At 65.4% G+C, this 25,632-nt stretch carries 26 protein-coding genes; 15 read left to right on the top strand and 11 right to left on the bottom strand.

Annotated features, from left to right (window positions below; genetic code table 11):
- Positions 1–9 precede the first annotated feature (9 nt).
- The 4 genes from mnmG to BMX57_RS08940 are packed head-to-tail and all read left to right on the top strand — an operon-like array spanning position 10 to position 4,210.
- Positions 10–1,878: a tRNA uridine-5-carboxymethylaminomethyl(34) synthesis enzyme MnmG gene (gene mnmG, locus BMX57_RS08955; RefSeq protein ID WP_092365332.1), complete on the top strand. Its 1,869-nt coding sequence runs from the start codon at positions 10–12 to the stop codon at positions 1,876–1,878.
- Positions 1,875–2,498 carry a 16S rRNA (guanine(527)-N(7))-methyltransferase RsmG gene (rsmG, locus tag BMX57_RS08950; protein WP_092365330.1) on the top strand — a complete coding sequence of 208 codons (624 nt, stop codon included), beginning with the start codon at positions 1,875–1,877 and terminating at the stop codon, positions 2,496–2,498. The genes mnmG and rsmG overlap by 4 nt, the downstream gene beginning before the upstream one ends.
- Entirely contained in the window at positions 2,491–3,294 is an 804-nt protein-coding gene (locus BMX57_RS08945) for a ParA family protein (protein WP_092365568.1), read from the top strand. The genes rsmG and BMX57_RS08945 overlap by 8 nt, the downstream gene beginning before the upstream one ends.
- 22 nt (positions 3,295–3,316) lie before the next feature.
- Positions 3,317–4,210 (top strand): ParB/RepB/Spo0J family partition protein, encoded by an 894-nt coding sequence (locus tag BMX57_RS08940; protein WP_092365327.1) that lies wholly within the window; start codon positions 3,317–3,319, stop codon positions 4,208–4,210.
- Here BMX57_RS08940 and BMX57_RS08935 read toward each other — a convergent pair.
- Genes BMX57_RS08935 through rph form a run of 4 tightly spaced genes read right to left on the bottom strand, consistent with a single transcriptional unit; the run spans position 4,200 to position 7,028 of the window.
- Entirely contained in the window at positions 4,200–4,553 is a 354-nt protein-coding gene (locus BMX57_RS08935; RefSeq protein WP_092365324.1) for a YbaN family protein, read from the bottom strand. The genes BMX57_RS08940 and BMX57_RS08935 overlap by 11 nt on opposite strands.
- Before the next feature lie 3 nt (positions 4,554–4,556).
- Complete coding sequence (gene hemW / locus BMX57_RS08930) at positions 4,557–5,714, bottom strand: radical SAM family heme chaperone HemW (RefSeq protein WP_092365322.1); 1,158 nt, start codon at positions 5,712–5,714, stop codon at positions 4,557–4,559.
- Positions 5,704–6,318 (bottom strand): RdgB/HAM1 family non-canonical purine NTP pyrophosphatase, encoded by a 615-nt coding sequence (rdgB, locus tag BMX57_RS08925; RefSeq protein WP_092365319.1) that lies wholly within the window; start codon positions 6,316–6,318, stop codon positions 5,704–5,706. Before rdgB ends, hemW begins: the two co-directional genes overlap by 11 nt.
- On the bottom strand, positions 6,315–7,028 hold the full coding sequence (gene rph / locus BMX57_RS08920) for a ribonuclease PH (RefSeq protein WP_092365316.1): 714 nt from the start codon (positions 7,026–7,028) through the stop codon (positions 6,315–6,317). Before rph ends, rdgB begins: the two co-directional genes overlap by 4 nt.
- A gap of 115 nt (positions 7,029–7,143) precedes the next feature.
- Here rph and hrcA point away from each other — a divergent pair, with 115 nt between their 5' ends.
- Together hrcA and BMX57_RS08910 are read left to right on the top strand one after the other, a co-directional pair.
- Positions 7,144–8,208: a heat-inducible transcriptional repressor HrcA gene (gene hrcA / locus BMX57_RS08915; RefSeq protein WP_092365313.1), complete on the top strand. Its 1,065-nt coding sequence runs from the start codon at positions 7,144–7,146 to the stop codon at positions 8,206–8,208.
- A gap of 9 nt (positions 8,209–8,217) precedes the next feature.
- Positions 8,218–8,781 carry a nucleotide exchange factor GrpE gene (locus BMX57_RS08910; RefSeq protein ID WP_092365311.1) on the top strand — a complete coding sequence of 188 codons (564 nt, stop codon included), beginning with the start codon at positions 8,218–8,220 and terminating at the stop codon, positions 8,779–8,781.
- 63 nt (positions 8,782–8,844) lie between these two features.
- On the opposite strand, the gene mutS is transcribed toward BMX57_RS08910, so the two are convergent.
- Positions 8,845–11,478: a DNA mismatch repair protein MutS gene (mutS, locus tag BMX57_RS08905; RefSeq protein ID WP_092365308.1), complete on the bottom strand. Its 2,634-nt coding sequence runs from the start codon at positions 11,476–11,478 to the stop codon at positions 8,845–8,847.
- A 142-nt stretch (positions 11,479–11,620) separates the two neighbouring features.
- Here mutS and BMX57_RS08900 point away from each other — a divergent pair, with 142 nt between their 5' ends.
- Together BMX57_RS08900 and BMX57_RS08895 are read left to right on the top strand one after the other, a co-directional pair.
- The gene (locus tag BMX57_RS08900; protein WP_092365305.1) at positions 11,621–13,876 is read left to right on the top strand and encodes an NADP-dependent malic enzyme; all 2,256 of its coding nucleotides are present in this window, start codon (positions 11,621–11,623) and stop codon (positions 13,874–13,876) included.
- 2 nt (positions 13,877–13,878) lie between these two features.
- Entirely contained in the window at positions 13,879–14,754 is an 876-nt protein-coding gene (locus tag BMX57_RS08895) for a ribokinase (protein WP_092365302.1), read from the top strand.
- Here BMX57_RS08895 and msrA read toward each other — a convergent pair.
- Positions 14,751–15,413: a peptide-methionine (S)-S-oxide reductase MsrA gene (msrA, locus tag BMX57_RS08890; RefSeq protein ID WP_092365300.1), complete on the bottom strand. Its 663-nt coding sequence runs from the start codon at positions 15,411–15,413 to the stop codon at positions 14,751–14,753. The two genes, BMX57_RS08895 and msrA, sit on opposite strands and share 4 nt — an antisense overlap.
- Before the next feature lie 145 nt (positions 15,414–15,558).
- Here msrA and BMX57_RS08885 point away from each other — a divergent pair, with 145 nt between their 5' ends.
- Positions 15,559–16,470 (top strand): D-amino acid aminotransferase, encoded by a 912-nt coding sequence (locus BMX57_RS08885; protein WP_092365297.1) that lies wholly within the window; start codon positions 15,559–15,561, stop codon positions 16,468–16,470.
- Complete coding sequence (locus BMX57_RS08880) at positions 16,467–17,180, top strand: sulfotransferase-like domain-containing protein (protein ID WP_092365294.1); 714 nt, start codon at positions 16,467–16,469, stop codon at positions 17,178–17,180. Before BMX57_RS08885 ends, BMX57_RS08880 begins: the two co-directional genes overlap by 4 nt.
- Positions 17,181–17,197: 17 nt before the next feature.
- On the opposite strand, the gene BMX57_RS08875 is transcribed toward BMX57_RS08880, so the two are convergent.
- The 3 genes from BMX57_RS08875 to BMX57_RS08865 form a co-directional block, all read right to left on the bottom strand.
- Positions 17,198–17,479: an SCP2 sterol-binding domain-containing protein gene (locus tag BMX57_RS08875; RefSeq protein WP_092365291.1), complete on the bottom strand. Its 282-nt coding sequence runs from the start codon at positions 17,477–17,479 to the stop codon at positions 17,198–17,200.
- A gap of 77 nt (positions 17,480–17,556) precedes the next feature.
- Complete coding sequence (locus tag BMX57_RS08870) at positions 17,557–17,982, bottom strand: DUF1810 domain-containing protein (protein ID WP_092365288.1); 426 nt, start codon at positions 17,980–17,982, stop codon at positions 17,557–17,559.
- Entirely contained in the window at positions 17,982–19,205 is a 1,224-nt protein-coding gene (locus tag BMX57_RS08865) for an argininosuccinate synthase (protein ID WP_092365285.1), read from the bottom strand. Before BMX57_RS08865 ends, BMX57_RS08870 begins: the two co-directional genes overlap by 1 nt.
- 135 nt (positions 19,206–19,340) lie before the next feature.
- Here BMX57_RS08865 and ilvA point away from each other — a divergent pair, with 135 nt between their 5' ends.
- Positions 19,341–20,567, top strand: coding sequence for a threonine ammonia-lyase IlvA (ilvA, locus tag BMX57_RS08860; protein ID WP_092365282.1), 1,227 nt, complete (start codon positions 19,341–19,343; stop codon positions 20,565–20,567).
- 3 nt (positions 20,568–20,570) lie between these two features.
- On the opposite strand, the gene BMX57_RS08855 is transcribed toward ilvA, so the two are convergent.
- Positions 20,571–20,897 carry an Hpt domain-containing protein gene (locus BMX57_RS08855; protein ID WP_092365279.1) on the bottom strand — a complete coding sequence of 109 codons (327 nt, stop codon included), beginning with the start codon at positions 20,895–20,897 and terminating at the stop codon, positions 20,571–20,573.
- A gap of 174 nt (positions 20,898–21,071) precedes the next feature.
- On the opposite strand from BMX57_RS08855, the gene BMX57_RS08850 reads away from it, so the two are divergent.
- Positions 21,072–22,301 (top strand): PP2C family protein-serine/threonine phosphatase, encoded by a 1,230-nt coding sequence (locus tag BMX57_RS08850; RefSeq protein WP_092365276.1) that lies wholly within the window; start codon positions 21,072–21,074, stop codon positions 22,299–22,301.
- Between the two features lie 3 nt (positions 22,302–22,304).
- On the opposite strand, the gene BMX57_RS08845 is transcribed toward BMX57_RS08850, so the two are convergent.
- Positions 22,305–22,748, bottom strand: coding sequence for an NUDIX hydrolase (locus tag BMX57_RS08845; RefSeq protein WP_092365273.1), 444 nt, complete (start codon positions 22,746–22,748; stop codon positions 22,305–22,307).
- A 75-nt stretch (positions 22,749–22,823) separates the two neighbouring features.
- On the opposite strand from BMX57_RS08845, the gene hslO reads away from it, so the two are divergent.
- From hslO to BMX57_RS08830, 3 genes are read left to right on the top strand one after another with little or no spacing between them, the layout of a single operon-like run.
- On the top strand, positions 22,824–23,810 hold the full coding sequence (gene hslO / locus BMX57_RS08840) for an Hsp33 family molecular chaperone HslO (protein ID WP_092365270.1): 987 nt from the start codon (positions 22,824–22,826) through the stop codon (positions 23,808–23,810).
- Positions 23,791–24,399 (top strand): CoA pyrophosphatase, encoded by a 609-nt coding sequence (locus BMX57_RS08835; protein WP_373283100.1) that lies wholly within the window; start codon positions 23,791–23,793, stop codon positions 24,397–24,399. The genes hslO and BMX57_RS08835 overlap by 20 nt, the downstream gene beginning before the upstream one ends.
- Positions 24,396–25,583 (top strand): CCA tRNA nucleotidyltransferase, encoded by a 1,188-nt coding sequence (locus BMX57_RS08830; protein ID WP_092365267.1) that lies wholly within the window; start codon positions 24,396–24,398, stop codon positions 25,581–25,583. The genes BMX57_RS08835 and BMX57_RS08830 overlap by 4 nt, the downstream gene beginning before the upstream one ends.
- Positions 25,584–25,632: the final 49 nt, after the last annotated feature.

Raw genomic sequence — 25,632 nt, 5'->3', positions numbered from 1 at the left:
GTGTTTCACGTGAAACATCCGAGCTTCGATGTCATCGTTATTGGCGCCGGTCATGCCGGAACAGAGGCTGCCCATGCGGCCGCGCGACTTGGGGCGCGAACCGCGCTGGTCACTCTGAAACAGAGCGATATCGGTGTGATGTCCTGCAATCCGGCCATCGGCGGGTTGGGCAAGGGGCATCTGGTACGCGAAATCGATGCGATGGACGGCGTTATGGGCCGGGTGGCCGACAAGGCCGGCATCCAGTTCCGCTTGTTGAATCGGCGCAAGGGCCCGGCCGTGCAAGGCCCGCGTGCACAGGCCGACCGGAAGCTCTATCGCGCTGCCATGCTGGCCGAAACGCTGGCCGTTCCGAACTTGACAATTGTAGAAGGCGAGGTCGTCGATTTGCGGATGAACGGTGACCGCGTTTCCGGCGTCGTTCTGGCAGATGGCGCAGAAGTTCTTGGGAAGACCGTGGTTCTCACATCGGGAACTTTTTTGCGCGGGGTCATTCACATAGGTGACGTCTCGCGACCGGGTGGTCGGATGGGCGACCGACCGTCTGTGAGGTTGGCAGAGCGTCTCGACTCCTTCGACTTGCCGATGGGGCGATTGAAGACCGGAACCCCGCCACGGCTGGACGGGCGGACGATCAGTTGGTCGGTGCTTGAACGTCAGGACGGTGATGCGGAGCCGACGCTGTTTTCCTTCCTATCGAAAGAGGCAACAGCCCCGCAGATCGCCTGCGGCATCACCCATACAAATGCCGAGACCCATGCGATCATTCAGGAGAACCTGGCCAAATCAGCGATGTATGGTGGTCAGATCGACGGTGTCGGCCCCCGGTACTGCCCGTCGATCGAAGACAAGGTGATCCGTTTCGCCGACAAGACCTCTCACCAAGTGTTTCTCGAGCCCGAGGGGGTCGACGACCATGTGGTCTATCCCAACGGCATTTCCACCTCGCTGCCGGAAGCGGTGCAACAAGCGTATGTGCGCTCGATCAAAGGGTTGGAGCGCGCCGAAATCCTGCAGCCCGGATATGCCATCGAATACGACTATGTCGATCCGAGGGTTCTGAGTCGTCGGCTTTCGCTGGACGCGGTGCCCGGGTTCTTTCTGGCCGGGCAGATCAACGGCACAACCGGATATGAGGAGGCCGCCGCGCAAGGCCTTGTCGCCGGGTTGAACGCGGCGCTTGAGGCGCTGGGCCGAGATCCCGTCCACTTTACCCGAATCGACAGCTATATCGGGGTGATGGTGGACGACCTGACCTCGCGTGGCGTGGCTGAACCCTACCGCATGTTCACTTCACGCGCAGAGTTCCGCCTTTCGCTGCGGGCGGACAATGCCGACCAGAGATTGACTCCGGTCGGGCTCGATCTGGGTTGCGTTGGCGAGTCCCGCAAGGCGCAGTTCCAGAAAAAGATGGAGAAGCTGAGCGCCGTGAAGGAGCAGATGACCAGTTTGACTTTCACGCCGCGCGATCTGTCGGCGGCCGGGATTGCCGCCAATCAGGATGGCAACCGCCGAACGGGCATGGCAGTCTTGGCCTTTCCGGATATCGGATTTGAGGACATTCTGCCCTTGATGCCGGAGCTTGCATCGGTCGATCCGGAAATTCGCCGACAGGTGGAGCGGGATGCGCTTTATGCCAACTATATCCAGCGACAAGAGAAGGACGTCGAGGCTCTCCAGCGCGATGAAAACCGCTTGATTCCAAGTGGTTTCGACTACGAAGCGTTGAACGGTCTGTCAAACGAGCTGAAGCAGAAGCTCCATGCCGCCAAGCCTGGAAGCCTGGCACAGGCGGGTCGGATCGAGGGGATGACGCCGGCCGCGTTGGCTTTGATTCTGGCGCATCTGCGCCGTCAGGATCGGGTTCGCCGGGCATGACGACTGATGTGGATGGGCTCCTGTCGGGGTTGGATGTTTCACGTGAAACACTGGAACGACTGGCGCACTACGAGGCGCTCCTGAAGCAATGGAATCCCAAGATCAATCTGGTCTCCCGATCCAGCATGGATGACTTCTGGACCCGTCACATGCTGGATTCGCTCCAGCTCTATCGCCTCGCGCCCAAGACCGAAAGCTGGTTGGACTTGGGAAGCGGTGGTGGTTTTCCCGGGCTGGTTTGCGCGATCATGGCCATGCAGCACGATGCCGGCACGCAGTTTACCCTGATCGAAAGTGATCAGCGCAAGTCGGTTTTCCTGCGCACGATCATTCGAGAACTGGGGGCACCCGCGCGGGTCATCAGCAAGCGGATTGAAGCAGTCGCACCCGTTGGGGCAGGGGTTTTGACCGCGCGCGCGCTGGCGGATCTCGACGGCCTCCTGGCCTATTGCGACCGGCACCTTTCGCCCACCGGCGTTGCGTTGTTTCCCAAAGGCGTCAACTGGAAAAATGAGGTGGCGGAGGCGAGGAAGAGATGGAATTTCACCGCCGAAGCGCTTACTAGTTTGACTGAACCGAATGCCGTAATTCTGAAGATTCATGGAGTCGCGCGTGTCTGATCTGTCCCGTCCTGAAGGTCCTCGGATTATCGCGGTTGCAAACCAGAAGGGCGGTGTCGGAAAGACCACAACGGCAATCAACCTGGCAGCCGCCTTGGTGGAAAACGGGTCGCGCGTTCTCGTGGTCGACCTGGATCCCCAGGGCAATGCCTCGACCGGCCTGGGCGTGGATGACCGCAGCGGATCGACCTACGAGCTGCTGGTCGACGAAGCGCCGCTCGAGTCCGTGATCCAGGAGACCGGGTTCGCCGGGCTGTCGATCGTACCGGCCACAGTGGACCTGAGTTCGGCGGATATCGAGCTGATGGCCAACGAAAAGCGGAGTTTCCTGCTGCATGACGCGCTGAGACAGACCGCGATGGATGCCTTTGGCTGGGATTACATCCTGATCGACTGTCCGCCATCGCTGAACCTGTTGACGGTGAACGCGATGGTGGCGGCCCATTCGGTGCTGGTGCCGCTGCAGACCGAGTTCTTTGCGTTGGAGGGGCTGTCGCAGCTGATGCTGACGGTGCGCGAAGTGCGGGAAACCGCAAATTCCGATTTGCGGATCGAAGGTATTGTGTTGACCATGTATGACAAACGCAACAACTTGTCCCAACAGGTCGAGAAGGACGCGCGTGACAATCTGGGGGACCTGGTGTTCCGGACCAAGATTCCGCGCAATGTGAGGGTCAGCGAGGCGCCGTCCTATGCGGTTCCGGTATTGAGCTATGACAGCGATTCGACGGGGGCGGCAGCGTATCGTGCCTTGGCGCAGGAGTTGTTGAGGAAACACAGCCGGATTGCCGCGTGACTGCAGCCGGGAGGAGGGCAAGATGTCGACAGAAAAGTACAAATCGCGCGGGTTGGGGCGAGGCCTGTCTGCCTTGATGGCCGATGTCAATCATCCTGCCGACGAGACGCCGGCACAGTCGCGGCGCCCGGACACTTTGGTTCCGATCGAGCAGCTGAAGCCGAACCCGAACCAGCCGCGCCGCAGGTTTGCGTCGGAGAATCTGGAAGAGCTCTCGGCCTCGATCAAGGAAAAAGGGATCCTGCAGCCGCTGATCGTCCGCCGGACAGGGGATGACGCCTATGAGATCGTCGCGGGCGAACGCCGCTGGCGCGCGGCGCAACTGGCGCAGTTGCACGAGATCCCGGTCCTAGTGCGCGACTTCAACGACACCGAAGTGCTGGAAGTCGCGATCATCGAGAACATCCAGCGCGCCGATCTGAACGCGGTGGAAGAGGCCGCTGGTTATCAGCAGCTGATGGAGAAGTTCGGCCATACGCAGGAAAAGATGGCCGAGGCCCTGGGCAAAAGCCGGAGCCACATTGCCAACCTGCTGCGGCTGCTGACCTTGCCCGAGGATGTCAAATCCCTGGTGGCCGATGGCAAGCTTTCTGCGGGCCATGCCCGGGCGCTGGTCACCGCCGAGAATCCGTCGGAACTGGCGCGGGCGGTCGTCCGGGGCGGGCTGTCGGTGCGTGCGACCGAGGCGCTGGTCCGCAAGCAGTCGCAGACAGACACAGACGTTGCGGACAAGCCCAAGCAGGCTGCCAAGAAGGAAAAGGACGCCGATACCCGCGCCTTGGAACGCGACCTGTCCGCCATCCTTGCAATGAAGGTTGTCATCCATCACAAGCCGGGGTCCGAGGCGGGACAGGTGGTTCTGGCCTACGAGAATCTCGACCAGTTGGACGATCTGTGCGCCAAGCTCAGCCGTTAGGGCGGGTCCAGATGAACGTCAGAACCGCGCTCAGGGCAGCAGCCTGAATCAGCAGGACCCGGGTCGAGAAACCAAGCATGAGAGTCAGGCCAAATACGACCGCGATGGAGACCGTCGCGGCCTTTTTTGCCGTGGGGCGAATGGAACCGGACTGGTTCCAGTCATCGATCATCGGGCCGAACTGGCGATGGGATAGCAGCCAAGTGTGCAGCCGGCTCGACGAGCGGGCAAAAAAGAAGGCGGCCAGCAGCAGGAACGGAACCGTCGGCAAAAGGGGCAGCACAACACCGATCATCGCCAGGGCGATGCAGATCAGGCCAAGGGTCGCCCAGACGTAATGCATGGCTTAATCCGTCAACAGCTCGCGCAGGATGGCGTTCAGCACGGCGCGCCCGTCCCGCGTGGCGCGCAGAATGGGGCCGTCTTCCTCGACCATGCCGAGATCGACAAGATAGGCCCGGCTGTCAGAAGGCAAGTCGCGTCCGAACAACGCCCGGTAGCGTTCCATATCTATTCCCTCGGCCAGCCTCATACCCATCATGAGGTACTCGGACGCTGCATCTTGTGGATCAAGTCTCTCTCGGGATAATTCGCCAGCCCCTCCGGCCACGGCCTCCATCCAGCGCCCGGGAACAAGCGGCGTCTCGGTGGCGAGGCGCCTGCCGTTCAGGGTCAGCCGGCCATGCGCGCCCGGTCCGATCCCGACATAGTCGCCATAGCGCCAATAGATCAGGTTGTGCCGCGATTCCGCGCCGGGCGCTGCGTGGTTCGACACCTCGTAAGCCGGCATGCCATGCGCCTCGCACAGGTCCTGGGTGATCCGGTACATGTCGGCGGCGTTGTCGTCATCCGGCAGACCGCGCAGTCCGCCGCGCCGGAACCGATCGCCAAAGGCGGTGCCGTCCTCGATCGTCAACTGGTAGAGCGAGAGGTGATCGACCGCCATTGACAGCGCCTGGCTCAGCTCGGCCTGCCAATCGGCCGGGGTCTGGTCCTGCCGCGCATAGATCAGGTCGAAACTGACCCGGTCGAAGCAGTGGCGCGCGATGTCGAAGGCGGCTTGCGCGTCGGCCACGCTGTGCAGCCGGCCAAGCCGCCGCAGGTCGGTGTCGTTCAGGGCCTGGATGCCCATTGAAATCCGGTTCACCCCGGCGTCGCGGTATCCCGCGAACCGCCCGGCCTCGACCGAGCCGGGGTTGGCCTCGAGCGTGATCTCGAGATCGTTGGCGCAGGGCCAATGGCCACGGGCGGCGTCGATCACCGCACCCACCGTGTCCGGCGCCATCAGCGACGGGGTGCCACCGCCGAAGAAGATCGTATTCAGAACCCGCCCGGGAACCTCCTCGGCATAGCGCGCGAGTTCCTTCAGGTAAGCGTTGGTCCAGGCGGACTGGTCGATGTTTCGGGTGACGTGGCTGTTGAAGTCGCAATAGGGGCACTTGGCCTCGCAGAACGGCCAATGCACATAGAGGCCGAAGCCTCCGTTGCGCCAATCATCCGTCAAAACACGCCTTCACGAATGCTGAGACGGCGCGGCCGCGGTGGCTGATGCGGTTCTTCTCCCAGCGGTCCATTTCGGCAAAGGTCACGTCATAACCGTCAGGAACGAACATCGGGTCATAGCCGAATCCCTGCGCGCCGCGCACCGGCCAGGTCAGGCGACCGGGCACGATGCCTTCAAATACCTCGTCATGCCCATCGGGCCAGGCCAGCACCAGCGTGCTCCGGAACTGTGCCTGGCGCGGATGCGGGGCGCCCTTCGCCTCGAGCGCGTTATGCGCCCGGGTCATCGCCATCATGAAGTCGCGGCCGTTCCCGGTCTCGGCCCAGTCGGCGGTATAGACCCCGGGCGCGCCGTCCAGCGCGTCGATGGTGATGCCGGAATCATCGGCCAGCGCCGGCAGGCCCGTGGCGCGTGCGGCGGCATGGGCCTTGATGCGGGCGTTGCCGACAAAGCTGTCCTCGGTCTCGTCCGGCTCGGCAAGGTTCATCTCGGCGGCGCCCACCACCGTGACGCCGAAAGGCGCCAGCAAATGCGCCATTTCCTCCAGCTTGCCCGCGTTGTGTGTGGCGACGAGCAGCCTGTCGCCGGTGAACCGGCGGGTCATGCGGTGGCGGCCTGTTGCGCCGCGACCAGTTCGGTGACGCCTTTCTCGGCCAGATCCATGAGCTGACCCATCTGATCGCGGGAAAACACGGACCCTTCGGCCGACATCTGGACCTCGATCAGTTTGCCGGATCCGGTCATGATGAAGTTGCCGTCGACGCCGGCCTCGGAATCCTCGGGGTAGTCGAGATCCAGCACGGGCTGGCCGGCATAGATCCCGCAGGAGACCGCCGCGACCGGATCGACCAGCGGGTCGCTCAGCACGTCTCCGGCTTTCATTAACTTGTTAACTGCCAAGCGCAACGCAACCCACCCGCCGGTGATCGAGGCGCAGCGGGTTCCGCCATCCGCCTGGATCACGTCGCAGTCGACAGTGATCTGGCGTTCGCCAAGGGCCACGCGATCGACGCCGGCGCGCAGGGCGCGGCCGATCAGGCGCTGGATTTCGACGGTGCGGCCGCCCTGCTTTCCCGACGCGGCCTCGCGCCGCATCCTGGTGTTCGTGGCTCGCGGCAGCATGCCGTATTCCGCCGTGACCCAGCCCAGGCCCGAGCCCTTGATGAAGGGTGGTACGCGGTCCTCGATCGTGGCAGTGCACAGGACATGGGTGTCGCCGATCCGGATCATGCAGGATCCTTCGGCATGTTTGGTCACGCCGGTCTCGATTGAAACCGCGCGCATATCGCTTAGATCACGTCCTGAGGGTCGCATGGGAAATCCTTTGTTGGGTTGGCCTCGGGATAGCCCTCGCAGGGAGGCCTGCGCAACCCCGATTGACCTTTAAACCCTGTGCGTTTTAATGCGACCCGGCCCTGGGGAAGCGCGAATGAACGATGCGACGAACATACTTGAGGATCTGAACGATCGCTCGCGCGAGGTGTTTCGGCTGATCGTCGAAAGCTATCTCGACCGCGGCGAGCCGGTGGGCAGCCGCACCCTGACCCGCAGCCTGAGCGAAAAGGTCAGCGCGGCCACCGTGCGCAACGTTATGCAGGACCTGGAATATCTCGGGCTGCTGGACAGCCCGCATACCAGCGCCGGGCGGGTGCCCACCCAGATGGGGCTGCGGATGTTCGTGGACGGGCTGCTGGAGATTAGCGACCTGGACGAAACGGACCGCGCCAAGATCAACGCCACGATGGGCAGCAATTCCAGCGATGTCGGCGGTCTGCTGGACCGGGTCGGTTCGGCGCTGTCGGGCGTGACGCAGGGGGCGTCGCTGGTGCTGACCCCCAAGCACGAGGCGGCCATTCGCCATATCGAATTCGTGTCGCTGGCCCAGGACCGGGCGCTGGTCGTGCTGGTCTTTGCCGATGGTCACGTGGAAAACCGCCTGTTCACGCCGCCCGCCGGCCAGACGCCCAGTTCGATGCGCGAGGCGGCCAATTTCCTGAACGCGCTGATCGAGGGAAAGACGCTCAGCGAGGCGCGGCGGATGATCCAGACCGAGATCACGCAGCGGCGTCAGCAGATCGACACGCTGGCGCGCGACATGGTCGAAAAGGGGCTGGCGATCTGGGATGGCGACGGCCAGGAAGAACCCCGTCTGATCGTGCGGGGCCGGGCGAATCTGCTGGCCGATACCGGCCAGGCCGACGAGCTGGAGCGGATCCGGGTGCTGTTCGACGACCTGGAGCGCAAGCGCGACATCGTCGAATTCCTCGGGCTGGCCGAGGATGGCGAGGGCGTGCGCATATTTATCGGCTCGGAGAACAAACTTTTCTCACTTTCGGGTTCCTCTCTGGTGGTGTCTCCCTATATGAACGCTGATCGAAAGATCATCGGCGCGGTGGGCGTGATTGGCCCGACGCGCCTGAACTACGGACGTATCGTGCCGATCGTGGACTACACGGCACAGCTGGTCGGGCGGCTGCTGTCCGACCGGAGTTAGAGGTGAAAAATGGCAGAGCCCAAGAACGACGATTTCCTGGACGACATCGCGACCGCGGAGGCCGAGGAGCAGGCCGAGGAACTGGAAGAGATTTCGGACGAGGCGGCCGAGATGGATGCGCTGCGGGCCGAACGCGACGAGCTCAAGGACCGGTTCATGCGCGCGCTGGCGGATGCCGAGAATGCGCGCAAGCGGGGCGAGAAGGCCCGGCGCGAGGCCGAGCAATATGGCGGGTCCAAGCTGGCCCGGGACATGCTGCCGGTCTATGACAACATGAAACGCGCCCTGGAAGCGGCCACCGAGGAGCAGCGGGAGGTGTCCGCCGCTCTGATCGAGGGGATCGAGCTGACCATGCGGGCGCTGCTGGACGTGTTCTCCAAGCACGGGATCCGCGTCCTGTCGCCCGAGGTCGGGGACAAGTTCGACCCGCAGATCCACGAGGCGATGTTCGAGGCACCGGTGCCCGGCACCAGGGCCGGCGAGATCATCCAGATCTCTGCCGAAGGGTTCATGCTGCATGACCGGCTGTTGCGGCCGGCGCAGGTCGGCGTGTCCTCGACCCCGGCGTCATGATCCGAACGCGCCTGCGGCGCGTGCCTACGGCGTGAGTATTTGCAAAAAGATGAAGAGACGCGGTCAGGACCTGGCCGCGTCTTTCAGCTTGTAGACAAGGTCGAGCGCCTGGCGCGGTGACAACTCGTCTGGGCGGATGTCGTCGAGCAGTTCGAGCGCGGGCGAGGTCTTGGGCGACGGCTGCGGCGGTGGCGCGGCCGAGAACAGAGGCAGATCGTCGATCAGCGATTTCTGCTTGCCGCCTTCGCGCTCGGTCTTCTCGAGCTGGTCCAGGACATCGCGGGCGCGGGCGACCACCGTTGACGGGAGGCCTGCCAGTTGGGCCACCTGCACGCCATAGGACCGGTCGGCGGCGCCCTTGCGGACCTCGTGCAGGAAGATCACCTCGCCGTCCCATTCCTTGACCGCGACGGTGGCGTTCTCGACCCCGCCGAGCTTGCCCGCAAGCGCGGTCAACTCGTGGTAATGGGTGGCGAAGAGCGCGCGGCAGGCGTTGACGGCGTGCAGATGTTCCAGCGTGGCCCAGGCGATGGACAGCCCGTCATAGGTCGCCGTGCCGCGGCCGATCTCGTCGAGGATCACCAGCGCACGGTCATCGGCCTGGTTCAGGATAGCGGCCGTCTCGACCATCTCGACCATGAAGGTCGAGCGCCCGCGCGCCAGGTCGTCGGAGGCGCCGACGCGGCTGAACAGCTGGCTGACCATGCCGATACGGGCACTTTCGGCGGGCACGTAGCTGCCCATCTGGGCCAGCACGGCGATCAGTGCGTTCTGGCGCAGGAAGGTCGATTTGCCGGCCATGTTGGGACCGGTGAGCAGCCAGATCGCCGCACCGTCCCGCGCGGTCAGGTCGCAGTCATTGGCGATGAATGCCTCGCCCGACTGGCTGCGTAGCGCCTGTTCCACCACCGGGTGGCGGCCACCCTGGATGTCGAACTCCCGCGAGGCGTCGACCTGCGGGCGGCACCAGTTCTCGGCCTGTGACAGATCGGCCAGCGCGGTTGCGAGGTCAAGCTCGGCCAGGGCGCGGGCGACACCGGTCAGCCCGGCGGCCTGGTCCAGAACCGCGTCAGAAAGCCCTTGATAGAGACGCTTTTCGATCTCCAGCGCCCGGTTGCCCGCGTTCAGGATCCGGGTCTCCAGCTCGCTGAGTTCGACGGTGGTGAACCGCACCTGGTTGGCGGTTGTCTGCCGGTGGATGTAGGTATCGCTGAAATCCTCGCCCAGCATCTTCCGGGCATGGGTCGCGGTGGTTTCGATGAAATAGCCGAGCACATTGTTGTGCTTGATTTTCAGCGAAGGGATACCGGTGTGTTCGGCGTATTTCTGTTGCAGCCCGGCAATCACCGACCGGCCCTCGTCACGCAGCTTGCGCGCTTCGTCCAGCTCGGAATCATGGCCGGCGGCGATAAATCCTCCATCCCGCGCCAAAAGCGGCGGATCCGCGACCAATGCGGCGTCGAGGAGGGCGAGGAGGTCTCCGAACCCCTCAAGGGCCCGGAGCGCGCGGGTCAGAAGCGCCGGCAGTTCGGCCGCGTCGCAGAGCGCGGTGATCGCCCCGGCCTGGGTCAGGGCGGCGCGGATGGCGGCCAGATCCCGGGGCCCGCCGCGGTCCAGCGACAGGCGGGACAGGGCACGGTCGAGATCGGGGGTCTTGCGGAGTGCCTCGCGCAGGTCGCGGGCAAGGCGGGTGTCCTCGCAACAGGCCGAGACCGCCTCGAGCCGCTCGTTGATCGTGTCGAAGTGGCGCGACGGGCTGGACAGGCGTTGTTCCAGCAGCCGGGCGCCGCCGGGCGTCACGGTCCGGTCCATCACCGCAAGCAGCGAATTCGCGCGGGTGCCGGACAGTGACCGGGTCAGTTCCAGGTTGCGACGTGTGGCAGCGTCGATCTGAACGGCGCGGTCCTCGTGCTCCTTCTGCGGCAGTTGCAGCAGCGGCAGCTTGCCCTTCTGCGTGATCTCGAGATAGTCGACCAGCGCGCCCATGGCCGAGATCTCGGCGCGGTCGAATGTGCCGAAGGAGTCCAGCGTGCCGACCCCGTAGAGGGCGCAGACCCGCCGTTCGGCCGATGCGCTGTCGAAGCTGCTGGCCGAAACCGGGGTGACCGCCACGCCGAGATCCGAGGCCAGATCCCGCAGATCCGCCTCGATCATCCGGTCGGCGACCACCAGCTCGGCCGGGGCCAGACGCGCCAGTTCCGGGCTGAGACGCACCGGAGAGATCGTCATCACGTGAAACGCCCCGGTCGAGATGTCGGTCCAGGCCAGCGCCGCCGCATCGCGGATCCGGGCGTAGGCCGCGAGGAAATTGTGCCGCCGGGCCTCGAGCAGCGAGTCCTCGGTCAGCGTGCCCGGCGTCACCAGGCGCACAACGTCGCGTTTCACCACGGATTTCGAGCCGCGTTTCTTGGCCTCGGCGGGGCTTTCCATCTGCTCGCAGACCGCCACGCGGAACCCTTTGCGGATGAGCGTCAGAAGATAGCCTTCGGCGGAATGGACCGGCACGCCGCACATGGGAATATCATTGCCCTCATGCTTGCCGCGCTTGGTCAGGGCGATATCCAGCGCCTCGGCCGCGGCCACGGCGTCGTCAAAGAACATCTCGTAGAAATCGCCCATGCGATAGAACAGCAGCGCATCGGCATGCGCCGCCTTGATCTCGAGATACTGTGCCATCATCGGCGTGACGGTGGACATCCTGCCTGCCTTCGGTTCCTGCCGGGGCGGACCTTACAAACCGGGGCCTTTCGGCGAAAGGCGAAATCGCATTCCCGTTGAGGCGCGGGTGCGGCTAGGCTAAGACGCAGAAGGCCCCAATTCAGAAAGAACGACCGACCCTATGCCAAAAGCGAAGATTACCGCCGACGAGGCGCTGGCCTTTCACCTGGAACCCACGCCCGGCAAGTGGGAGGTGCAGGCCACCGTCCCGATGACCACGCAGCGGGATCTGAGCCTGGCCTATTCGCCCGGCGTCGCCGTGCCCTGCGAGGCGATCGCGGAGAACCCCGAGACCGCCTATGACTATACCAACAAGGGCAACCTGGTGGCGGTGATCTCGAACGGCACTGCGGTTCTGGGGCTGGGCAACCTGGGCGCGCTGGGATCCAAGCCGGTGATGGAGGGCAAGTCGGTCCTGTTCAAGCGGTTCGCGGATGTGAACTCCATCGATATCGAGCTGGACACCGAGGACCCGGACGCGTTCTGCCAGGCGGTGCGGCTGATGGGGCCGACCTTTGGCGGCATCAACCTGGAGGACATCAAGGCGCCCGAGTGTTTCATCATCGAGCAGCGGCTCAAGGAAGAGATGGACATCCCGGTCTTTCACGACGACCAGCATGGCACCGCGGTGATCTGCGCGGCGGGCCTGATCAATGCGCTGCATCTGTCGAACAAGAAGATCGAGGATGTGAAGATCGTGCTCAACGGGGCGGGCGCAGCGGGCATCGCCTGTATCGAACTGCTCAAGTCGATGGGCGCGCGGCACGACAACTGCATCGTCTGCGACACCAAGGGCGTCATCTACCAGGGCCGCACCGAGGGCATGAACCAGTGGAAATCGGCCCACGCGGTGCAGACCGAAATGCGCAGCCTGGAAGAGGCGATGAAGGGCGCGGACGTGTTCCTGGGCGTCAGCGTCAGGGGCGCGGTGACGCAGGAGATGGTCAAGGCGATGGCCGACAATCCGGTGATCTTTGCCATGGCCAACCCCGACCCCGAGATCACGCCGGAAGAGGCGCATGAGGTGCGGGTGGACGCCATCGTCGCCACCGGGCGCAGCGACTATCCCAACCAGGTGAACAATGTGCTGGGCTTTCCCTACCTGTTCCGCGGCGCGCTGGACATCCATGCCCGCGCGATCAACGACGAGATGAAGATCGCCTGCGCCCATGCGCTGGCGGCCTTGGCGCGTGAGGATGTGCCCGACGAGGTGGCGATGGCCTATGGCAAGTCGCTGACCTTCGGGCGCGACTACATCATCCCGACGCCGTTCGATCCGCGCCTGATCCACCGGATCCCGCCGGCGGTGGCGCGGGCAGGCATGGACACGGGCGCGGCGCGGCGGCCGATCATCGACATGGACGCCTATGAGCTGAGCCTCAAGAGCCGGATGGATCCGACCGCCAGCATCCTGCGCGGGCTGAACGCCCGGGCGCGCGCGGCGCAAAGCCGGATGATCTTTGCCGAGGGAGACGATCCGCGCGTGCTGCGCGCGGCGGTGATGTATCAGCGCTCGGGCTTCGGCAAGTCGCTGGTGGTGGGCCGCCAGGAGGACGTGAAGGACAAGCTGGAGGCCGCCGGGCTGGGTGACGCGGTGCGCGAGCTTGAAATCGTGAACGCCGCCAACACGCAGCACTTGGAGACCTACAAGGCGTTTCTCTATAGCAAGACGCAGCGGCAGGGGCTGGACCAGAAGGACGTGCACCGCCTGGCCGCGCGCGACCGGCACGTGTTCTCGGCGCTGATGCTGGCGCATGGGCATGGCGACGGGCTGGTCACTGGCGCAACTCGGAAATCGGCGCATGTTCTGGATCGGATCAACCATGTCTTCGACGCCGATGCCGCCAGCGGCGCGGTGGGCGTCACGGCGCTGCTGCACAAGGGGCGGATCGTGCTGATCGGCGATACGCTGGTGCATGAATGGCCCGATGCCGAGGATCTGGCCGACATTGCCGAACGCTCGGCCGAGGTCGCCCGGCACATGGGGCTGGAGCCGCGCGTCGCCTTCGTCAGCTTCTCGACCTTCGGCTACCCGGTGTCGGAGCGCGCCGAAAAGATGCACCGCGCGCCCAAGGTCCTGGAAGCGCGCGGCGTGGATTTCGAGTTCGAGGGCGAGATGACCGTGGATGTCGCGCTGAACACCCGCGCGCAGGAGAGCTATCCGTTCCAGCGCCTGACCGGCCCGGCAAACATCCTGGTGGTTCCGGCCCGCCACTCGGCGTCGATCTCGGTCAAGCTGATGCAGGAGATGGGCGGCGCCAACGTGATCGGCCCGATCCTGACCGGCGTGGACAAGCAGATCCAGATCTGTTCGACCGGGTTCACCGCCAACGACATCCTGAACATGGCGGTCCTGGCTTCGGCCGGGGTCGGCTGAGCATGGCGATCTGGAATCTCGGCTCGATCAATGCCGACATGGTTTATGCGGTGCCGCATCTGCCGGGGCCGGGCGAGACCCTGGCGGCAACCGGGCTGGAGCGGTTCCTGGGCGGCAAGGGCGCCAACATGTCGGTGGCCGCCGCACGGGCAGGCGCGCATGTGGCGCATATCGGCGCGGTGGGCGCCGATGGCGGCTGGGCCGTGGAGCGGCTGACCGAATATGGCGTCGATACACGGTTTGTCGCGAGGTTGGACCATGCAACCGGCCACGCGATCATCGCTGTCGATGACGCGGGCGAAAACCAGATCATCCTGTTCCCCGGCGCCAACCGGCAGATCGGCGAGGCGCAGTTAGGGGAGGCCCTTGGCGGGGCCTCCGATGGGGACATCCTGCTGATCCAGAACGAAACTAGCGCCCAGCGCGCGGCGGCGCATCTGGCTCGCGAACGGGGCTTGCGGGTCTGCTATGCTGCGGCGCCTTTCGATGCACAGGCGGTGCAGGCCGTGCTGCCCTATCTGGATCTCCTGATCCTGAACCAGGTCGAGGCGGCCCAGTTGCAGGAGGCGACGGGATCCCCGCCGGAAAAGCTGGGCGTGCGCGATGTCATCGTGACCCTGGGGGCGCAGGGGGCCGCGCATTTCGACAGCGAGGCTGGCACGCGGCGCGACTATCCCGCCCATCGGGTCGAGGCGGTGGACACCACCGGTGCGGGTGACACCTTCACCGGTTACGTGCTGGCGGCGCTGGATCTGGGATTGCCGATGCCGCAGGCGATCGGGCAGGCGATGCGCGCCGCCGCGCTGATGGTGATGCGGCACGGAACGGCGGATGTCATTCCCGACCTCAAGGAGGTGCTGGAGGCGAGGTTTGCCTAGCCGCCGGCGAAGGGCGCGTCGTTGCCCCACAATTCGCGCACGCGCTCATCGCGGTCGCAGGCCTTGCGATAGGCCTTGTAGGCCGAGCTCTGCCGTTTCGGGCCGAACCGCGTCAGCACCAGCTTGTCGCCCTTGTAGTAGTCCTGGTGATAATCCTCGGCCTCGTAGAACGGCCCCTCGGGCAGGACCGGCGTCACGATCTTCTGCCCCAACTCGGCCTGCGCGGCGGCGATCACCTCTTCGGCCATCGCACTTTCGCCCTTGTCAGAGACGAAAATCGCGGTGCGGTAGCTGTTGCCGCGGTCGCAGAACTGCCCGCCCGGATCCGTCGGATCGACCGAGCGCAGGAACATTGCCAACAGTGCGCGCCGGCTGACCCGATCGGGGTCGAACCGGATCTGCACGGCCTCGTAATGGCCGGTGCCGCCACCCGTCACCTGTTTGTAGGTCGGGTTCTTCACCGTCCCGCCGATATAGCCCGAGACCACCTCGCGCACGCCTGCGACCCTTTCGAAATCGGCCTCGACGCACCAGAAACAACCGCCGGCGACGGTCAGGGTCTCGGGTCCGGCGGCATGGGCGCGTCCCGGCTGCAGGACAGCGGCCAGCGAAATGCCGGCGGCCAGGATCGTCAACTTGAGCGTTTCACGGGATATCATCGTTTACCCTCCTGTCAGGAAGCAGGCTAATCCGGTGGCCACGTCCCGCAAGTCTCGTCTGCCGCCCCTCACGCGCGGGTGAGCGGAGTTTACCCTTGGCCCCATCCCGCCCGCCGATTAGCGTGCCGGCAAACAGGAGAGTCGGATGCCCGAGCGGATCAGCACCCACCAGTCGGAAGAGGACGCCCGGAACGAGGAGATCCTGATCTATCTCGACGGCCGGATCGTTCCGCGCGCCGAGGCGGTGGTCAGCGTCTATGACAGCGGCTTCATGCTGGGCGACGGCATCTGGGAGGGGATGCGCCTTTATGACGGGCGCTGGGCGTTTCTGGACGCGCACATGGACCGGCTGTTCGAGGCGGCGCGCGCCATTGACCTGGATATCGGCATGGACCGGCAGGCGGTGATCGGTGCGTTGCTGGCCACGCAGGAAGCCAACGGCATGACCACCGACGCCCATGCCCGTCTGATGATCACAAGGGGGGTCAAGTCGCGGCCGTTCCAGCACCCGTCGCTCAGCCGGAAGGGGCCCACAATCACCATCATCATGGAGCATTCCCGCCCCGACCTGCCGCGCCCGATCCGTCTGGCTACGGTTCCGCATCTGCGCGGGCTGCCGATGACGCAGGACCCCAAGCTGAACTCGCATTCCAAGCTGAACTGCATTCTGGCCTGTATCGCGGCCGAAAAGGCCGGCGCGGACGAGGCGCTGATGCTGGATGTCAACGGGTTCGTGAACACCACCAATGCCTGCAACTTCTTCATCGTGCGCAAGGGCGAGGTCTGGACCAGCACCGGCGACTACTGCATGAACGGCATCACCCGCGCCAAGGTCATCGACCTGTGCCGCGAGAACGGAATTCCCGTATTCGAGAGGAACTTCTCTCTGGTCGATACTTATGGCGCCGACGAGGCCTTCCTGACCGGATCCTTCGGCGCGCAAACGCCGGTGGGCGAGATCGACGGCCGGCGGATCGGAGACGGGCAGATGGGGCCGATGACCGAACGCATCCGGGCGCTTTACAAGGACCTGATCGCCCGCGAGGTGCGGGCATGAGGATCGCCATGTGGTCGGGGCCGCGCAACCTGTCGACGGCGATGATGTATGCCTTTGGCGCGCGCACCGATTGCGCGGTGATCGACGAGCCGTTCTATGCCAGCTACCTGGCGCTGAGCGGGATCGACCACCCCATGCGGGACGAGATCCTGGCCGCGCAGTCGCAGGATCCGGCCGAGGTAGAGCGCATGCTGTCCGGTCCCATCCCCGGGGCGCGGCCGTTCTGGTATCAGAAACACATGACCCAGCACATGATCCCGGGTGTGCCGCGCGACTGGATGCGCGAGGTGCGCAACGTGTTCCTGATCCGACATCCGGCGCGGGTCATCGCCAGCTATGCCGCCAAGCGCGAAAACCCGACCGCCGCGGATCTGGGTTTCGACCTTCAGGCCGAGCTTTTCGACGAGGTGCTGGCGCAGGGCGGAGATCCGGTGGTGGTGGACAGCCACGACATCCGCGCGGATCCGGCGGCGGCCCTGGAGCGGCTATGCGACCGGATCGGCGTTCCCTGGTCGCCGCATATGTTGAGCTGGCCCAGGGGCGGGCACAAGGATGACGGGGTGTGGGCTGCGCATTGGTACGGTGCGGTCTGGGACTCGACCGGGTTTGCCGGGCCAGAGGGGCCATTGCCCGAGATCCCCGCACATCTGCAACCGCTGCTGGACGACGCGCTGCCGCAATACGACCGGTTGAAAGCCGCCCGCCTGTAACGGCCCCGGCCCCGGTGTCATTTCAGCAGCTGGCTCAGCTTCATCGCGACACCCATGTCGCCCGAGACCTTGAGCTTGCCCATCATCACACCGGTCACCGGGTTCAGCTTTCCGGCCAGGAGCCGGGACAGATCATCGGCCGAGATGCGGATCGTGCAATCGGTCTCGCGGTCATCCGTTGCGGCGCGGTTGTCTGCCAGAACGACGACGCCATCCGGGCCGCAATCGAATTTCAACGATCCGTCAAAGCGTTTCCCCGCCAGTCCGGATTGAATTTTCTGCGCGATATCTGAAAGCATCCCGCCCTCCCTGAGCACGCGATACTGCTAGGCCGAGCGGGCGCGGCCCGCAACCCTGACGCGGGGACAGGGCGGCGTCAGTTCCGGCCGATCAGGCGCAGCGTCTCGGTGCAGGGCCTGCCGTCGTAGAAGGCGTCGAGGACGCGCGCAAAGCTGTCCGGCGCCTCGGGCACCCGCGAGAACAGCGTCATGGACGAGCGCAGCTTCATCGCGTCGACCTGGCCCAGGATCTGCTTGGCCGGCGTGCCCTCATGGGTCAGCATCAGGTCGGCGACCTCGACCAGCCGCCGTTTCAGTTCCGGGTGGTCGAGATAGGCGGCGGCCTCGTCCAGATCGTGCAGCCCGTAAAGCTGCGAGATCGGCGACTGGCCCAGTTCGGCCAGCTGGGGAAAGACGAACCACATCCAGTGGCCGGTCTTTTTGCCCTCGGCCAGTTCCCGGGTGACTTCGGCCCAGACCGTGTCCTGGGCTTCCAGAAACAGTTCGGGATCGGTCTCGGACATCAGCGCCCCCGGCGGTCGCGCATGGCCAGCAGCCGCAGCCGCAGCGCGTTCAGCTTGATGAAACCGGCCGCGTCCTTCTGGTCATAGGCGCCGGCATCGTCCTCGAAGGTAACATGCTCTTCGGAGTAGAGCGACAGGTCGGATTTGCGCCCGACACAGCTTGCCATCCCTTTGTAGAGCCTGATCCGAACCGACCCGGTCACGTGTTCCTGGCTGTGGTCGATCGCGGCCTGCAGCATTTCGCGTTCGGGGCTGAACCAGAACCCGTTATAGATCAGCTCGGCATATTGCGGCATCAGCTGATCCTTGAGGTGCATCGCACCGCGATCCATCGTGATCGATTCGATGCCGCGATGCGCCTCGAGCAGGATGGTGCCACCCGGGGTCTCGTAGATGCCGCGGGACTTCATGCCCACGAACCGGCCTTCGACCAGATCCAGCCGGCCGATGCCGTGCCGTCCGCCATAGTCGTTCAGTGCGGTGAGCAGGGTGGCCGGGCTCATCGCCTCGCCGTTGATGCTGACCGGATCGCCCTTTTCGAACCCGATCTCGATATATTCGGCCTGATCCGGCGCATCCTCGGGGTGAACCGTGCGTTGGTAGACGTAGTCGGGCGCCATCTCGGCGGGATCCTCCAGCACCTTGCCCTCGGAGGAGGTGTGCAGCAGGTTCGCATCGACAGAAAACGGTGCCTCACCGCGCTTGTCCTTGGCGATGGGGATCTGGTTTTCCTCGGCAAAGGCCAGCAGCTTGGTGCGGCTGGTCAGATCCCATTCCCGCCACGGCGCGATCACCTTGATGTCGGGGTTCAGCGCATAGGCGGCCAGTTCGAACCGCACCTGGTCGTTGCCCTTGCCGGTGGCGCCATGGGCCACCGCGTCGGCGCCGGTCTCGGCGGCGATCTCGATGAGGCGCTTGGAGATCAGCGGGCGGGCGATGGAGGTGCCCAGCAGATAGAGCCCTTCGTAGACTGCATTGGCGCGGAACATCGGGAACACGAAATCGCTGACGAATTCCTCGCGGATGTCCTCGATATGGATGTTCTCGGGCTTGATCCCCAGCATCTCGGCCTTCTTGCGCGCCGGTTCCAGCTCTTCGCCCTGACCCAGATCGGCGGTGAAGGTCACCACCTCGCAGCCATACTCGGTCTGCAGCCATTTCAGGATGATCGAGGTATCAAGGCCGCCGGAATAGGCCAACACGACTTTCTTGGGCGCGGACATGGGGTTCCCTTCTGCGAGTGACGCCCGGGCACTAGCGTTTTTTGGAAGCAGGGGCAAGTTGTGCCTTGGCCCGCCGGGACCGTGCGGGCGATCTAGCCCTTGCCTTGCCGCCGGGCTTGCGTCAGTGACAGCGATATGAGCGAGTTTCACGACAAGGCCCGTGCCGCGGAACAGGCGATGCGCTCGGTGTTTCCCGAAACACCGCTGCAGCGCAATGCGCTTCTGTCCGAGCGATACGAGGCCGATATCTGGCTCAAGCGCGAAGACCTCAGCCCGGTGCGGTCCTACAAGATCCGCGGCGCGTTCAACGCCATGCGCAAGCAGCCCGGCCGCGATCTGTTCGTCTGTGCCAGCGCGGGCAATCACGCGCAGGGCGTGGCCTATATGTGCAAGCACATGGGCGTGCGGGGCGTGATCTTCATGCCGGTGACCACGCCGCAGCAGAAGATCCAGAAAACCCGCATGTTCGGCGGCGGACAGGTCGAGGTGCATCTGACCGGCGACTATTTCGACGACACGCTGCATGCAGCGCAGGCCTGGTGCGCCGCGCAGGGCGGGCATTTCCTGTCACCCTTCGACGATGCCGACGTGATCGAGGGGCAGGCCTCGCTGGCGGTCGAGATCGAGCGGCAGCTGGGTGCGGCGCCGGATCACGTGATCCTGCCGGTGGGCGGCGGCGGCATGTCGGCGGGGGTCTCGACCTGGTTCGGCGGCCGGGCCCATTGCCTGTTTGTCGAACCCTCGGGTGGAGCCTGCCTGCGCGCGGCGCTGGCGGCGGGGCATCCGGTCACGCTGGATCATGTGGACACGTTTGTCGACGGCGCAGCGGTCGGACGGATCGGGGAAAAGACCTTCGATCTGCTGAAATCGGTGCATTTGTCGGACGTCCTGTCGCTGTCCGAGGACCGGATCTGCGCCACGATCATCGAGATGCTCAATGTCGAGGGGATCGTGCTGGAGCCCGCCGGCGCGCTGGCGATCGAGGCGGTGGAGGAGATCCGCAGCTTCGTGCGAGGCAAGTCTGTGGTCTGCGTCACCTCGGGCGGGAATTTCGATTTCGAACGGCTACCCGAGGTCAAGGAACGCGCGCAGCGCTATTCCGGGGTCAAGAAATACTTTGTCCTGCGGCTGCCGCAACGGCCCGGGGCACTGCGCGAGTTCCTGGACATTCTCGGCCCCGAGGACGACATCGCCCGGTTCGAATACCTCAAGAAATCGGCGCGCAATTTCGGGTCGGTCCTGATCGGGATCGAGACCAGCCGGCCGGAGAACTTCGAACGCCTGTTCGCGCATCTCGACGATGCAGGGATGGTCTATACCGACATCACCAAGGACGAGACGCTGGCGCAGTTCATCATCTGACGGTCAGAGCCTGTCGGCGAGACCCGCCTGGAAGGCGTCGCGCGAGGTTTCGAACGCGCGGATGATGGCGTCGATATCCACCGCTGCGGCCTGCCCGGCGGCGGATTGCCGTTCGCCGGCCTGGCACAGGTCGCCGAAGCCGTTGAACCCCAGGCTCAGCGCGCCGCCCTTCAGGAAGTGCAGGTCCTGTTCCAGCGTTCCGAGCGCCGGGCTGTCATGGAGCCGCGCCAGAACTTCCTGCACCTCCTCGATGAACAGCTCGACCACATCGTCGAAGTTTTCGGCGCCGACTTCGCCGCGCAGCTCGGTCACACGTTGCCAATGGATCATGCAACACCTCTTGTTTGCAGACCTCTTTAACGCTCGCCGGTAAAGACCGGGTTAAGCCAGGTCTTCACCACCTGTTAAGGCGCGCAACCTAGCCTTTGGGCGACAAGCCCGGGAAAGGCGGTTGTTGCAGTGGTTGATGTTGGACTGGTCGGACGGAACGGCAGCTTGCCGGGCATGGGGGCGATCCGCAGCGTCCTGGTGGTTGACGACAGCCGGCTGCAGCGCCGCATCCTCGTCGGATCGCTGCGCAAATGGGGATTCGAGGTCATCGAGGCCGAGAGCGGTGAGGCCGCGATGGCGATCTGCGCCGGTGACCTGCCCGACCTGGTGCTCAGCGACTGGGTGATGCCCGGGATGAGCGGGCTGGAGTTCTGCACCGCGTTTCGCGGGCTGAACGCCGAGCGGTATTCGTATTTCATCCTGCTGACCTCGAAGAGCGAGAAGAACGAGATCGCCCAGGGGCTGGATGCCGGGGCGGACGATTTTCTGATCAAGCCGGTGAACGCCGACGAATTGCGCGCCAGGATCTCGGCCGGCGGCCGGATCCTGACCATGCAGCGGGAGCTGTCCGAGAAGAACCGCCTGATCGCGACGGCGCTGGGCGATCTGGAGCGCGCGCATGAGGCCATCGACAAGGATCTGATCCAGGCCCGCAAGATCCAGGAATCTCTGGTTCCGGACCTGACCCGCAAGTTCGGATCCTCCCGCGTCAGCCTGTTGCTGAAACCCTGCGGCCATATCGGCGGCGACCTCGTGGGCATGTTCGCGCCCGGGCCGGATCACGTCGGGTTCTACAGCATCGACGTGTCGGGCCACGGCATCACCTCGGCGATGATGACCGCGCGGCTGGGGGGCTACCTGTCTAGCCAGTATTTCGACCAGAACGTCGCGATGGAACACCGCTATGGCGGCCGCTTCGCCCTGCGCCCGCCCGACGAGGTGGCGCGCACGCTCAACACCCGGCTGCTCGCCGATGGCGGGATCGAGGAATATTTCACCATGGTCTATTGCACCGCCGATCTGCGCAGCGGGGCGGTGCGGATAGTGCAGGCTGGCCATCCGCACCCCCTCATCCTGCGCCGCGGTGGCGGGGTCGAGTTTGCGGGGCAGGGCGGGTTGCCGGTGGGCCTGCTGTCCGAGGCGGTGTTCACCCAGCACAGCTTGACGCTGCGGCCGGGCGATCGGCTGCTGCTCTATTCCGACGGATTCACCGAGTGCCGCCTGGCGGATGGCCGCATGCTGGAACCCGAAGGCCTGGTCGATCTGGTGCGGGCGTGCGACCCCGATCAGGACGGATCCCGATTGCTGGACGAACTGTTCCTGCGGCTGACGCGGATCATGTCGCCGGAGCACGGGCTGGATGACGACGTGTCTGCCACGCTGTTCGACTATGGCGGTGGGTGACGGTCAGGGTCGCGCGGCATGGCGGGCGGCGAAATGCCTGTCGCCTGCATTGCCCAGCCGGCGCGCGGCGTCACCGGCTTGCATCCAGACGGCTTCGTGCCCCGCCTCGCTGGGCGGTCCCATGCGGCGTACCGGACGCGCGCGGTAGATCAGGCAGATCTTTTCCGCCCAGAGGTCGTATTCGGGCATGTAGGCAAAGCGCCGGAAGGCACCGATCCGGCGCGGGCGGGCGATCCGCCAGCCGGTCTCCTCGAACACCTCGCGGTGCAGTGCGGTCACCGGCGACTCGCCCGGGTCGATCCCGCCGCCGGGCAGCTGCAGGTCCGGTCCCGGATCGGACTGGCAGGTCAGCAGCAGCGCCTGCCCTTGCGGCAGGAGCGCATAGGCCCCGATCCGACGGACATACTTGCGGCCGGGTTGCGGGCCGCGGCCAAAGCGCGGGATCATCGGCCCCCCTTTCATCGCGGCGAGATACCATTATATGGTCGCGGTATGCCAATCCGAGGCGCATAAGGAAACCCCATGACCTTCGGTTCAAAAATCGCGTGGGACGACACCGTCCTGCCCTTCCAACTCGATGTTTCGAACATGCGGGGCCGCGTCGCGCGCCTGGATGGCGTGCTGGACGGGATCCTGAAGCAGCACAACTATCCGGCCAGCGTCGAGGCGCTGGTGGCCGAGATGGCGTTGCTGACCGCGCTGATCGGGCAGACCATCGACCTGCGCTGGAAACTGTCGCTGCAGGTGCAGTCCAACGGTCCGGTGCGGATGATCGCCACGGATTATTTCGCGCCCAAGGAAGAAGGGCGCGCGGCCCGCATCCGGGCCTATGCCAGTTTCGACCCGGACCGGGTGACCGACGGGCCGGCCTACGACCAGGTTGGCGAGGGCTATTTCGCGATCCTGATCGACCAGGGGTCCGGCACCCAGCCGTACCAGGGGATCACGCCGCTGGCCGGCGGCTCGCTCAGCGCCTGCGCCGAGGCCTATTTCGCCCAGTCCGAGCAGCTGCCGACCCGGTTCTCGCTGAGTTTCGGCCAGTCGACCGAGCCGGGCCGGCCCTCCCGCTGGCGGGCCGGCGGCATCATGCTGCAGCATCTGCCCAAGGCTTCACCCTTCGTCGCCGACAAGGACGGCGAGGGCGCATTGCTGAGCGCCGCGGACCTGGTCGACGGGGAAGAGGGCGAGAACTGGAGCCGGGTCAACATCCTGCTGGACACGGTCGAGGAACTGGAGCTTGTCGGCCCCACCGTGCCGCCCACCGACCTTCTGGTGCGCCTGTTTCACGAAGAGCAGCCGCGGGTCTACGACTCGCAGCCGGTGCGCTTCGGCTGCACCTGTTCCGAGGAGAGGGTGCGCCAGAGCCTGTCGATCTATTCCGCCAAGGACATCGGCACGATGACCACGCAAGAGGGTCTAGTGACCGCCGATTGCCAGTTCTGCGGTGCGCATTACGAGCTGGATCCCGCCTCGGTCGGATTCGAGGCCGATGGCGAAGATGACGGATGACACCGCCGACCGGCTGCGGGCCGCCTTGTCGCGGGCCGGAGCCGAGTCGAGTGATTTCGATCTGAACCCGGACACGGTTCTGCCGCCCAATCGCCGGCTGCGGCCGGCCGGGGTTTTGGTTCCGATCGACCTGACCGGCGCACAGCCGCGAGTGATCCTGACCAAGCGATCCTCGGCGCTCAAGCATCACCCGGGCCAGATCGCCTTTCCGGGCGGCAAGCAGGAGGAGAGCGACGCCGATGTGACCGCGGCGGCGCTGCGCGAGGCGCGCGAAGAGATCGGCCTGCCGCCGGACCTGCCGCAGATCCTGGGTCATCTGCCCAGCCACGAGACGGTCACCGGGTTCACGGTCACGCCCGTGCTGGCCGTGCTGGAACACCGGTTCGACGCCCGCCCCGAGCCGGGCGAGGTCGACGAGATCTTCTCCGTGCCGCTGGCCCATGTGACCGATCCGGCCCGGTTCAGGGTCGAATCCCGGCGTTGGCGCGGGCATCGCCGGCATTACTTCATCGTGCCCTACGGCCCCTATTACATCTGGGGGGCCACCGCGCGGATCCTGCGCGGGCTGGCCGACAGGCTGGACACATGACCCGGATCCGCGAGCCCTGGCTGTCCCGGCCCGAGACGCAGGCGGTCTGCGGCGCGCTGACCGATGGCGGGGCGCAGGCGCTTTTTGTCGGTGGCTGCGTGCGCAACGCGCTGCTGGGCGAAAGCGCCTCGGACATAGACATTGCCACCGACGCGCGGCCGGAACGGGTCATGGACCTGGCCAAGGCGGCCGGGATCAAGGCCGTTCCCACCGGGATCGCACATGGCACGGTGACGCTGGTCAAAGGCGGCATCCCGCATGAGATCACCACGTTTCGCCGCGATGTCGAGACCGATGGGCGGCGCGCGGTGGTGGCCTATTCCGGATCCGTGGCCGAAGACGCGGCGCGGCGCGATTTCACGATGAACGCGCTCTATGCCAGCCCCGACGGCTCGATCCTCGATCCGCTGGGCGGGTTGCCCGACCTGGAGGCGCGGCGGGTGCGGTTCATCGGCGACGCCGGCGCGCGGATCCGCGAGGATTACCTGCGATCGCTGCGCTATTTCCGGTTTCACGCCTGGTTCGGTGACCCGCAGGCCGGGTTCGACGACGCCGCGCTGGATGCCATCGCCGCCAACCTTGATGGCCTGCAGCGGCTGTCGCGCGAGCGCGTGGGGGTCGAGATGCTGAAGCTGCTGGCCGCGCCCGATCCGGCGCCGGCGGTGGCCGCGATGCGGTCGACCGGCGCGCTGGCGCGCGTGCTGCCGGGCGCGGATGACCGGGCGCTGGCGCCGCTGGTCCACCTGGAATCGTTGATGGGGGCAGAGGCCGACGCGATCCGGCGGCTGGCAGCGCTGGGCGGGTCCGATCCGGCCTCGGGCCTCCGGCTCAGCCGCGCGCAGACCAGCGCGCTGGCGACCCTGCGGGACGCGGCGCAAGGCACGGCGTCGCCCGCCGAACTGGGGTATCGCCTGGGATACAAGGCGGCGCTGGATTCGGTGTTGCTGCGGGCGGCGCTGCTGGAGGCACCGCTGCCGCCCGAGGCTGTTGCGGATGCGGAAAAGGGCGCATCCGCGGTCTTTCCCATCCGTGCGGCGGACCTGATGCCGGCCTATTCCGGCCCGGCGCTGGGCGCGAAACTGACCGCGTTAGAGACGAAATGGATCGCAAGCGGCTTTGCCCTGGGCCGCGACGATCTGCTGGCGGACGGGCGGGATCCGGACAATGGGGAACAAAAGGGGTGACAGCCCCGGCAGCCGCGGCTAGTTTGCCCGCATTCATCGACGGAGGGAC

This window comes from Cribrihabitans marinus, assembly GCF_900109035.1.
GTDB classification, from domain to species: domain Bacteria; phylum Pseudomonadota; class Alphaproteobacteria; order Rhodobacterales; family Rhodobacteraceae; genus Cribrihabitans; species Cribrihabitans marinus.
The sequence above is the reverse complement of the archived record's forward strand: the minus strand, read 5'-3'. Positions and strand labels throughout refer to the sequence as shown.

Excerpts from the sequence above, each read along its gene's own strand:
- hslO (WP_092365270.1), top strand. The coding sequence starts at position 22,824 with ATGACCTTCGGTTCAAAAATCGCGTGGGACGACACCGTCCTGCCCTTC.
- rph (WP_092365316.1), bottom strand. The coding sequence starts at position 7,028 with ATGCGACCCTCAGGACGTGATCTAAGCGATATGCGCGCGGTTTCAATC.
- BMX57_RS08850 (WP_092365276.1), top strand. The coding sequence starts at position 21,072 with ATGGGGGCGATCCGCAGCGTCCTGGTGGTTGACGACAGCCGGCTGCAG.
- rsmG (WP_092365330.1), top strand. The coding sequence starts at position 1,875 with ATGACGACTGATGTGGATGGGCTCCTGTCGGGGTTGGATGTTTCACGT.
- mutS (WP_092365308.1), bottom strand. The coding sequence starts at position 11,478 with ATGTCCACCGTCACGCCGATGATGGCACAGTATCTCGAGATCAAGGCG.
- BMX57_RS08885 (WP_092365297.1), top strand. The coding sequence starts at position 15,559 with ATGCCCGAGCGGATCAGCACCCACCAGTCGGAAGAGGACGCCCGGAAC.
- hrcA (WP_092365313.1), top strand. The coding sequence starts at position 7,144 with ATGAACGATGCGACGAACATACTTGAGGATCTGAACGATCGCTCGCGC.
- BMX57_RS08900 (WP_092365305.1), top strand. The coding sequence starts at position 11,621 with ATGCCAAAAGCGAAGATTACCGCCGACGAGGCGCTGGCCTTTCACCTG.
- BMX57_RS08880 (WP_092365294.1), top strand. The coding sequence starts at position 16,467 with ATGAGGATCGCCATGTGGTCGGGGCCGCGCAACCTGTCGACGGCGATG.
- BMX57_RS08855 (WP_092365279.1), bottom strand. The coding sequence starts at position 20,897 with ATGATCCATTGGCAACGTGTGACCGAGCTGCGCGGCGAAGTCGGCGCC.
- BMX57_RS08845 (WP_092365273.1), bottom strand. The coding sequence starts at position 22,748 with ATGATCCCGCGCTTTGGCCGCGGCCCGCAACCCGGCCGCAAGTATGTC.
- BMX57_RS08895 (WP_092365302.1), top strand. The coding sequence starts at position 13,879 with ATGGCGATCTGGAATCTCGGCTCGATCAATGCCGACATGGTTTATGCG.
- BMX57_RS08830 (WP_092365267.1), top strand. The coding sequence starts at position 24,396 with ATGACCCGGATCCGCGAGCCCTGGCTGTCCCGGCCCGAGACGCAGGCG.
- BMX57_RS08865 (WP_092365285.1), bottom strand. The coding sequence starts at position 19,205 with ATGTCCGCGCCCAAGAAAGTCGTGTTGGCCTATTCCGGCGGCCTTGAT.
- rdgB (WP_092365319.1), bottom strand. The coding sequence starts at position 6,318 with ATGACCCGCCGGTTCACCGGCGACAGGCTGCTCGTCGCCACACACAAC.
- ilvA (WP_092365282.1), top strand. The coding sequence starts at position 19,341 with ATGAGCGAGTTTCACGACAAGGCCCGTGCCGCGGAACAGGCGATGCGC.
- BMX57_RS08835 (WP_373283100.1), top strand. The coding sequence starts at position 23,791 with ATGGCGAAGATGACGGATGACACCGCCGACCGGCTGCGGGCCGCCTTG.
- BMX57_RS08870 (WP_092365288.1), bottom strand. The coding sequence starts at position 17,982 with ATGTCCGAGACCGATCCCGAACTGTTTCTGGAAGCCCAGGACACGGTC.
- BMX57_RS08875 (WP_092365291.1), bottom strand. The coding sequence starts at position 17,479 with ATGCTTTCAGATATCGCGCAGAAAATTCAATCCGGACTGGCGGGGAAA.
- BMX57_RS08935 (WP_092365324.1), bottom strand. The coding sequence starts at position 4,553 with ATGCATTACGTCTGGGCGACCCTTGGCCTGATCTGCATCGCCCTGGCG.
- BMX57_RS08910 (WP_092365311.1), top strand. The coding sequence starts at position 8,218 with ATGGCAGAGCCCAAGAACGACGATTTCCTGGACGACATCGCGACCGCG.
- msrA (WP_092365300.1), bottom strand. The coding sequence starts at position 15,413 with ATGATATCCCGTGAAACGCTCAAGTTGACGATCCTGGCCGCCGGCATT.
- BMX57_RS08940 (WP_092365327.1), top strand. The coding sequence starts at position 3,317 with ATGTCGACAGAAAAGTACAAATCGCGCGGGTTGGGGCGAGGCCTGTCT.